6 protein-coding genes are annotated in these 9,324 nt (G+C 60.6%); 2 read left to right on the forward strand and 4 right to left on the reverse strand.

Features of this window, described 5'->3' with window-relative positions:
* Positions 1–331: 331 nt before the first annotated feature.
* Positions 332–778, reverse strand: coding sequence for an azurin (gene azu / locus D8U18_RS07840; protein WP_056852390.1), 447 nt, complete (start codon positions 776–778; stop codon positions 332–334).
* 344 nt (positions 779–1,122) lie between these two features.
* Here azu and D8U18_RS07845 point away from each other — a divergent pair, with 344 nt between their 5' ends.
* Entirely contained in the window at positions 1,123–1,710 is a 588-nt protein-coding gene (locus D8U18_RS07845; protein ID WP_130903979.1) for a TIGR00730 family Rossman fold protein, read from the forward strand.
* A 68-nt stretch (positions 1,711–1,778) separates the two neighbouring features.
* Entirely contained in the window at positions 1,779–1,958 is a 180-nt protein-coding gene (locus D8U18_RS07850; protein WP_034149642.1) for a hypothetical protein, read from the forward strand.
* A 177-nt stretch (positions 1,959–2,135) separates the two neighbouring features.
* Here the strand turns inward: D8U18_RS07850 and D8U18_RS07855 are convergent, their stop codons facing one another.
* The 3 genes from D8U18_RS07855 to D8U18_RS07865 form a co-directional block, all read right to left on the reverse strand.
* Positions 2,136–3,026 carry a transglutaminase family protein gene (locus D8U18_RS07855; protein WP_130903978.1) on the reverse strand — a complete coding sequence of 297 codons (891 nt, stop codon included), beginning with the start codon at positions 3,024–3,026 and terminating at the stop codon, positions 2,136–2,138.
* Complete coding sequence (locus D8U18_RS07860) at positions 3,026–5,512, reverse strand: circularly permuted type 2 ATP-grasp protein (RefSeq protein WP_130903977.1); 2,487 nt, start codon at positions 5,510–5,512, stop codon at positions 3,026–3,028. Before D8U18_RS07860 ends, D8U18_RS07855 begins: the two co-directional genes overlap by 1 nt.
* Before the next feature lie 88 nt (positions 5,513–5,600).
* Complete coding sequence (locus tag D8U18_RS07865; RefSeq protein WP_131107406.1) at positions 5,601–8,876, reverse strand: transglutaminase family protein; 3,276 nt, start codon at positions 8,874–8,876, stop codon at positions 5,601–5,603.
* Positions 8,877–9,324 lie beyond the last annotated feature (448 nt).

The following is a 9,324-nucleotide window of genomic DNA, read 5'->3' on the forward strand; positions in this document are numbered from 1 at the left end:
TTTTTGCGCTGATCGTTCCTACGCTCTGCGTGGGAATGCAGGCCGGGACGCTCCGCATCCCAAAGCGTGACGCAGAACGTCACAGGAGGCATTCCCACGCGGAGCGTGGGAACGATCATGAAACGTGTGATGCCCTTTGCGCCTTGAGGAATGAGCGAATGAAAAAGCCCGCTGAAGTGTTGAGCTTCAGCGGGCTTTTTTGCGCTGATCGTTCCTACGCTCTGCGTGGGAATGCAGGCCGGGACGCTCCGTGTCCCAACGCGTGACGCAGAACGTCGCAGGAGGCATTCCCACGAGGAGCGTGGGAACGATCATCACGCGGTGAACCTGCTTACTTCAGGGTCACAGTGCCTTTCATCATCGAGATGTGGCCCGGGAACGAGCAGAAGAAACCGTATTTTTCGTTGGCATCAAGCTTCGACACGTCGAAGGTCACCGAATCGGTTTCCTTGGCGCCGATGATCTTGGTGTGGGCGATAACCCGGGTATCGCCTTCCTTCAGGTACTGCTTGTCGATGCCGGCGCTCAAGCCGTCGGTGGCGATCGGCTGCATGTCGGCTTCTTTACTCAGCACCCAGTTATGGCCCATGACGTTTTTCGGCAAGCTGCCGGAATGGGTCAGTTCGACGGTGAAGGTCTTGCAGCTCTTGTCGATCTCAATGGCCTTGGTGTTGAAGGACATTTGGTCAGTGGAGTCAACGGTGACTTTGCACTCGGCAGCCATCAATTGGCTGCTGGCCAGTGTCAACAGGGATACCGCAACAAGTTTGGCAAACATGGTGAATCTCCAAGGCAGGGTTAACGAAAATGCGAGTGAACAGAAGACTGCCTGAAAACTTCGCAAGTTCATATGACTTGAATCAAAAATTGTATACAACTTTCGGGCTATGAGACCTATCGAAAGAATCTACCAGCCAGGCGTCTGGCCCGGCCCTATGATCAGACCGTCATTCAATCAACGGAGCGTCTGTCATGTCCCTCAATAGCCTGTTGTGCAGCCTGCTCGCCGCCTACGCCTGTGGTGCCAGCGGCACCCATGAAACGCCCGAACGGGAAGTTTAGCCCTTGGAGCGCGCAGCGCCTGCCTTTACTCTGTGGCCCTGATCGACCCTGGAGTAAGGCATGTCTTTAGCATCCGTCTGTGTATTTTGTGGTGCCAGCACCGGCACTGACCCCGCTTATCGAGAAGCGGCCGTTGCCTTGGGCCAAGCCCTGGCCGAGCGCAAGTTGACCCTGGTCTATGGCGGCGGCGCCGTGGGCTTGATGGGTATTGTGGCCGACGCCGCGCTGGCCGCCGGTGGCGAAGTCATCGGCATCATTCCGCAAAGCCTCAAGGACAAGGAAATCGGCCATAGCGGCCTGACTCGTCTGGAAGTAGTGGACGGCATGCATGCACGCAAGGCGCGGATGGCGGAACTCAGCGATGCCTTCATCGCCCTGCCCGGCGGTCTCGGTACCCTGGAAGAGCTGTTCGAAGTCTGGACCTGGGGCCAGCTCGGCTACCACGGCAAACCGCTCGGTTTGCTGGAAGTGAACGGTTTCTACAGCAAACTCACCGGTTTTCTTGATCACATCGTCGGCGAAGGCTTCGTTCGAGCGCCACACCGTGACATGCTGCAGGTGAGCGAATCGCCGCAAACGCTGCTCGATGCGCTCGACAGCTGGCAGCCGAGCGTACTGCCGAAGTGGGTCGAGCAAAAACCCGACTAACGACTCGGCACCGATACAGGGCAGAATACGCGCCGCTCAACCTCACCTTCGACCCCAGAGGATCGCCCATGGCTAAACCCAATTATTCCTTCGCTAAACGTCAGCGTGACTTGGCCAAGGAGCAGAAGAAAGAGGAAAAGCTTCAGCGCAAGAAAGCAACAGCTGAAGAAGCTGCACTGAACCCTGATGGTGAAGTGGCAGCAGAAGATGATGTTGATGCACCGAAAGATCAGGCGCCCGACGCCTGAGACCCTCAGGGCCGGATGATCTGATCAGGCCCATCGGATCTGTGTCCAGGGTTGTAGGAGCGAGCCTGCTCGCGATGAACCTGAGAGCGCCGAGGAGTGTCAGGCTTCCCGCGTTATCGTTGACGACCATCGCGACGGTGCGACGATTCGACAGGCTCGCTCCTACAGTGGCTGGCGTTAATTAAGTGGCATCACGGTGACCCGAACTTCCGGGTCATGATTGCCACCACCCAAAATTACCCCCCGCAACGGCGATACATCAGAAAAGTCCCGCCCCCATGCCAGCATGATGTGCTCCAGCGCCGGTTGCACATTGTTGGTCGGATCGAAATCCACCCAGCCGAGCAACGGACAAAATACCGACACCCAGGCATGAGATGCATCCGCACCGATCAAGCGCGGCTGGCCGGGTGGCGGCTGGGTCAGCAGGTAGCCACTGACGTAACGAGCGGCCAGCCCCCGGGAGCGTACGCACGCAAGCATCAAATGCGCGAAGTCCTGACAGACCCCGCGCCGACGCTCCAGCACTTCCACCAGCGGCGTCGCCACCTGGGTCGCCTCGGCGTCGAAAGTGAACTCGCTGAAGATCTTCTCCATCAAGGCCTGAACGCCGAGTAACAGCGGCCGCCCTGGCGGGAAGCAACTCGCGGAAAACTCGACGAAGTTGCGCTTCAAATGCACATAGGGTGATTCGAAACGGTAACGGCAGGCTTCGAGCACGTCAGACGACAGCGGCTGGCTGCTGTAGGTCAGCGCACTGCGGGTGTCCTCCCATGCGGGTGAAACATTGAAATCCGGCGCGGGCCGGGGCAGCACTTCGATCGTCAGGCTGGCATTGACCAACAGTTCATCATGAGGCCGCTCGAACGCCAGCCGGGTCAGCGGATTGCCGAACACGTCCAGCTCATCACGCCGTGAGGTTGGCTGCGGGCTGATCTGCAATTGCTGATCCGTGCAGCGCTGCCACGCACATGACCTTGGCCACAAATGGGCCAGCTGCTGTGCCAGGGACACCGGGCTGTCATAGTGATAATGGGTGTCGTGGAAAATCTGATAGTGAGCGCTCATCAGACAGACACCGTGCGCTGGCTGATGTCATCCACATGAGCGAAATGGCGCAAGGCCAGGCGATCCGACACCTGCCCGCTGGCATCGGCGATCTCTTGCAGCAGATCGGCCAGGCCATCGAGAGCCGCGCGTACGCTGCCCTCGCCAAATAGCGAATTCTCCAGGCAGCCCAGATCAAAACGTGCCAATCGATCGACCAACAATGGCAGCCCCGCTTCGCGCGGTGCGCCAAAGTCATCGTTCAGCCGTTTGAGAGTGCGGGTCACCAGCTTCAACTGGAACAGCACCGCGTGCGGGTTTTGTTCGTCGAGCAGCAACAGGTCGAGCACCGGGATCAATTGCGCCACCGCCAGATACCGCGAGCGGTAGGTAATGCTGCTGTTGCCCAGCTCCAACAGCCACTCCAGACCTGCTTGATCGAATGCCCCGGCGCCGCGCAGAAATGCCGCCAGGCTGCCACTGAGAAATTGCAGACGCTCGATACGCCGGCCGATCATCAGGAAGCGCCAGCCTTCGTCCCGGGTCATGTCATCAAGGGCAAAACCGGACAGTGCCGCCAATGACATCACCAGACGATTGAGAAAATCCAGCAACTCGCCAAAATCCGGCGAATCGGTTTCGAGCTCAATGGCCTCGCGCTGCAGTTCCACCAGGGCCTGCCAGTTCTCCCGTGAAAGTTTGCCCCGCACTTGTGAGGCCGCCCATTGCAAGCGTTGCAGGTTGGAGCGAAGGCTGAACGGCCAATCGTCACCGAGTATCGCCGCCAGCAAGCGCTCCGACAGTTCACCTTCATCGGGCAACAGCATCAGCCTTTCGCCAAGCTCGACCGCCGCTTGCAGGGCCTGCTGGTCATCACCGTCGACGTAACGTGCGAGCATGATCCGCAACAGGCGGGCGCTGTCGTCGCAACGCTCACAGTAACGGCCGAACCAGAACAGGTTCTCCACTACCCGCGATGGCAGATAGGGATCGCGTCGCACCAGATCGTGCACGCCGATGTTGCGTTGGGCCTTCCATTGTTCGCCGCTGGGCGGGCGCTCACCCAGCACCCAGGTGTCTTTGCTGGCACCGCCGCGCTGCATCGACACCACCTCAGCGTCAGCTTCTGCGGCCACGCGGGTCAAACCACCGGGAAGCACCCGGTAGCCTTCGCGGCTGGCCACTGCGTACACACGCATGCCGATGGCCCGGGGTTGCAATTGACCGCCGTCGGCTTGCCAGATCGGTGCCTGGGATAACTGCGCCAGTTCTTGCGCGACATAGGCGTAAGGCCGCGCTTGCATGCGTTCGGCCAGCTCCTGACGCTGGCTTTCACTCAGGTCCCGGCCAAATACCGGGGCAAAGCTCTGCGAAGGAAACGCCGGTTTGATCAGCAGTTCCGGCAGTTTTTCCAGGGCCTGCGCCAGTACCGGCGCTTCACCGCACCACCAGGTAGCGATGGACGGCAGAATCAGTTCTTCGCCAAACAGGAACTGATTGATCTTCGGCAGGAAACCCAACAATCCCGGTGATTCCAGCACGCCGCTGCCGAGGGCGTTGGCCACCAGCACACGCCCCTGGCGCACGGCTTCCAGCAAGCCAGGCACGCCGAGAGCCGAATCAGTGCGCAATTCCAGTGGGTCGCAGAAATCATCGTCGAGCCGACGCATCACCACATGGACCCGACGCAGTCCGCTCAGGGTTTTCAGATAGACCGTGGCATCGCGTACTGTCAGGTCGCCGCCCTCCACCAGCGGATAACCGAGCTGCCGGGCCAGGTACAGGTGTTCGAAATAGCTTTCGTTGAAACGCCCCGGTGTCAGCAACACCACCAATGGCGCGCCATCATCACTCGGCGCCTGGCGTGCCAGGGTTTCCTGAAGCGTGCGGAAGAAGCCGGCCAGATGCTGCACTTTCAGATCGCGGTACAACTCGGGAAAGGCGCGGGACACGATCGTGCGGTTTTCCAGTGCATAACCGGCACCCGACGGCGCTTGAGTGCGGTCCGCCGTGACCCACCAACGGCCATCGGGGGTACGCGCCAGATCCACCGCATACAGATGCAAAAAAGCCCCGTCAGGCGGATGGATACCCTGGCAGGGCCACAGGAAGTTGTTGTGGCCGAATACCAGTTCGGCCGGCAGCAGTCCTTCGGCGATCAGTCGCTGCGGGCCATACAGATCAGCCAGTACGGCGTTGAGCAATCGCGCACGCTGGGCAATACCGGCAGACAATTGCTCCCACTCGTCAGCGGCAATGACGTGGGGTAGCAGGTCGAGTTCCCACGGCCGATCGGCGCCCTTGGGGTCGGCGTAGACGTTGTAGGTGACACCGTTTTCCTGAATCTGCCGGGTCAGCAGGGCCTGACGCTGCACCAGTTGCGCTGCAGAGCTGCGCTGCAATTGGTCGAACAATCGACGCCAATGCGGGCGCACCGCGCCGCTGCCGTCGAGCAGTTCGTGATAGGTGCCCGCCGTGAGCGGGTAGCGGTCTAGCAGGTCAGGCATGGAAAGCTCGGCAGACAGCAATGAACGGTCAGACTAACGCAGGCTCATGACGCCCGGATATACGAAAAATCCGAGCGTCGCGTACGGTTTAGAAACGTCGTAAATCGAGAGTCATCGGTAGCTCGTCGTTAATTTCCAGAATCGGAATAGGAAGTTTCCCAGGCGTGTGTCCGATCCGGAAGAAACGCGCCATGCGTCGGCTCTCGGCTTCATTGGCATTCACCGGCAACGTCTCGTAATTGCGCCCGCCCGGGTGCGCGACGTGATACTGGCAACCGCCCAGTGAACGCCCCATCCACGTATCGAGCAGATCGAATACCAACGGTGCGTGCACCGGGATGGTCGGCTGCAAACAGTTGGCCGGTTGCCATGCGCGAAAACGCACGCCTGCAACGAATTCCCCAACACGCCCGGTCGGCTGCAAAGGCACCGGGATGCCGTTGCACGTCAGCAAATAGCGCTGCGGCGGCAAGCCGCTGAGCTTGACCTGCAATCGCTCCAGCGACGAGTCCACATAACGCACCGTGCCACCGACCGCACCCTCCTCGCCCAATACGTGCCATGGCTCCAGTGCCTGGCGCAGCTCCAGCGCGATGCCGCTGACGGCGTAGTCGCCGACCTTGGGAAAACGAAACTCCAGATGCGCCGCAAACCACTCGGCCCGCACCGGATAACCGGCCGCGTTGAGGTCGACGATGACGTCGGCGAAATCCTGTTCGATAAAGTTCGGCAACAGGAACCGGTCGTGCAGCTCCGTGCCCCAGCGCGCCAGTTTTGGCGGCGCATAAGGCTCACGCCAGAACCGTGCGACCAGCGCCCGCAGCAACAATTGCTGCGCCAGGCTCATACGCGCATGCGGTGGCATTTCAAAGGCGCGCAGTTCCAGCAACCCGAGCCGCCCCGTCGCGCCGTCCGGCGAGTAGAGCTTGTCGATGCAGAACTCGGCGCGGTGGGTGTTGCCAGTGACATCGATCAGCAGGTTTCTCAGCAACCGGTCGACCAACCACGGCGCACACTCTTCCCCCGGCTTTGGCATTTGCGCAAAGGCAATTTCCAGTTCATACAAGGCATCGTTTCGCGCCTCGTCGACGCGCGGTGCCTGGGACGTCGGCCCGATGAACAGCCCCGAAAACAGGTAGGACAGTGAAGGATGGTTATGCCAGTAACTGATCAGGCTGCGCAGCAAATCCGGACGACGCAGAAACGGTGAGTCAGCCGGTGTCGCGCCACCCAGTACGAAATGGTTACCGCCGCCAGTTCCGGTGTGCCGTCCATCAATCAGGAATTTTTCGGTGGTCAGTCGGGTCTGGCGCGCTTCTTCATAGAGGAACTCGGTGCGCTCGACCAACTCATCCCAGGTCGCGGACGGCTGAACGTTGACCTCGATCACGCCCGGATCCGGGGTGATGCGAAAGTTGCTTAATCGCGGATCGCTCGGCGGCTCATAACCTTCCAGCAGCACCGGACAACGCAGCTCTTCAGCAGTGGCTTCAATGGCAGCCACCAGTTCCAGATAATCCTCGACCCGTTCCAGTGGCGGCATGAACAGATACAACCGGCCTTCCCGCGCCTCGGCGCAGAACGCGGTGCGGGTCAGCCAGTCCGCGGATTCGTCGATTTTCGGGGCACGATCCTCTATCAGCGCCGCCGCGCCCTGATTCTGCGACTGTGCCATGTCGGGTAGCGGTGGGAACGTCTGATTCGGGTCTTGCGGATGAATGAACGGATACTCCGCCGCTTTCACCCACGGCTGCGAACCCAGCGGCAACCGATAGCCCAGTGGCGAGTCTCCCGGCACCAACCGGCAATGCTCGTCGCGCAAATACCAGCGGCCGCTCTGCCACTGATCGCCCTTGGCGGTGCGTGCCAGCGGCAGGACCTGGCCGATGACTTTGTCCAGACCCTGGCTGAAAACTTTGCGCAGTCGTGCACGCTCCAGGGGTTCCTCAAGACGCGAGTCTTCGGCGCTGACGTTTTGCGGCAACGTGCCCTCGCGCCAGAGGTAATAGAAATTGTCTTCGTAGGCTGGAAACACAAAGCGTGTGGGAATCTTCAGGCGCTCTGCAACGCTCGCCAGAAAACGCCCGGCCAGTTCGCCGGTCGCACCGTAGTCTTCGTGCTCGTCGGCAATCAGCGCGCTGTTGTTCCAGATCGGCGCGCCGTCACGGCGCCAGTAGCAATTGAGCGACCAGCGCGGCAGCTGTTCGCCGGGGTACCACTTACCCTGGCCGAAATGCACCAGTCCCTGCGGCGCGTAGCGTTTTCGCATGCGCTGGAACAGCTCGGCGGACAGACGCCGTTTTTCCGGCCCCAGGGCCGCGGTATTCCATTCGGCGCCATCCGGGTCATCAATCGAGACGAACGTCGGCTCACCGCCCATGGTCAAGCGCACATCGCCTTCCAGCAGGTCGGCGTCGATTTGCCGGCCCAAAGCCTGAATCGCCAGCCATTGATCGTCGGTGTAAGGCTTGGTGACGCGGGGCGCCTCCCAAATTCGCTCAACTGACATCTCGTGGCTGAACGCGCACTCGCACGGTTCCACCAGCCCCGTGATCGGCGCCGCAGAGGACGGATCGGGACTACAGGCCAACGGTATGTGTCCTTCACCAGCAAACAGCCCGGAGGTGGCATCCAGACCAATCCAGCCAGCGCCGGGCAAGTACACCTCGCACCAGGCGTGCAAGTCGGTGAAGTCGACATCAGTACCCGAGGGGCCGTCGAGGCTTTTCACGTCGGCGGTCAGCTGGATCAGGTAACCGGAAACGAAACGTGCTGCCAGCCCGAGGTTGCGCAGCAACTGCACCAGCAGCCACGCGGAATCGCGGCACGAACCGGAGCTTTGTTCGAGGGTGAACTCAGGCGTTTGCACGCCCGGCTCCATGCGGATCAGGTAGTCGATGTCTTCACTCAGGCGCTGGTTGAGCGCGACGAGGAAATCGACACTGGGCAGCGGCGTGCGATCGATACTTTCCACATACGCCTTGAACTTTGGCGTAAGGGGCAAGGTTTCCAGGTACGGCGCCAGTTCTTTGCGCTCATCGGCGGCGTAAGTGAACGGGATTTTTTCCGCGTAGGGCTCAAGAAAGAAGTCGAAGGGATTGAACACCGCCATTTCGGCGAGCAGATCGACTTCGATCCGCAGCTCATCGGTTTTCTCCGGGAACACCAACCGCGCCAGGTAATTGCCCTGAGGGTCTTGCTGCCAGTTGATGAAATGCTGCTCGGGCGAAATTTTCAGCGCATAGGACAGAATCCGCGTGCGGCTGTGGGCTGCCGGACGCAGGCGAACGATCTGTGGCCCCAGCTCCACAGCACGGTCGTAGCGGTAATGCGTGACGTGGTGCAATGCGACATGTATCGACACGGCGTGCCTCCTGCGAGCCCTAAGCGTTATGGAAAGCGCGCAAGACTTATGCCATCCAGCAGCGCTGGCGCTTTCTTCGATTGCCTGAGGCAGTACAGCACCAAAATCGGGCGAGGCGGGAAAATGCGTTGAATCGATTGCACGTATTTGTGGCACACCCACGATCGTTCCCACGCTCCGGCGTGGGAATGCAGCCCGTGACGCTCCGCGCCACAGGTGGGTTGGAATGGTTACAGTGGCGCGGCTGGAACGCGGAGCGTCCCTAGAGGCATTCCCACGCAGAGCGTGGGAACGATCACGCCAACCCGAAGGTTGGCGTTCTGTTCAGCTCAAGCGCGGCTTAGCGCGGCACGACCGGCTTGCGGGTCGGCTTTGGTCCTTTGCCTTTGGCCGCATCCTTGCGTTCCTTGGCTGCCTGCTGATTGCGGGCAAACGCCGCAGCCTTGGC

This window comes from Pseudomonas sp. Sample_10 (assembly GCF_004321495.1).
Lineage (GTDB): Bacteria > Pseudomonadota > Gammaproteobacteria > Pseudomonadales > Pseudomonadaceae > Aquipseudomonas.

What these genes read in the sequence shown, in the direction of transcription:
- azu (WP_056852390.1), bottom strand. Translation starts at nt 778, where the DNA reads ATGTTTGCCAAACTTGTTGCGGTATCCCTGTTGACACTGGCCAGCAGC.
- D8U18_RS07845 (WP_130903979.1), top strand. Translation starts at nt 1,123, where the DNA reads ATGTCTTTAGCATCCGTCTGTGTATTTTGTGGTGCCAGCACCGGCACT.
- D8U18_RS07850 (WP_034149642.1), top strand. Translation starts at nt 1,779, where the DNA reads ATGGCTAAACCCAATTATTCCTTCGCTAAACGTCAGCGTGACTTGGCC.
- D8U18_RS07855 (WP_130903978.1), bottom strand. Translation starts at nt 3,026, where the DNA reads ATGAGCGCTCACTATCAGATTTTCCACGACACCCATTATCACTATGAC.
- D8U18_RS07860 (WP_130903977.1), bottom strand. Translation starts at nt 5,512, where the DNA reads ATGCCTGACCTGCTAGACCGCTACCCGCTCACGGCGGGCACCTATCAC.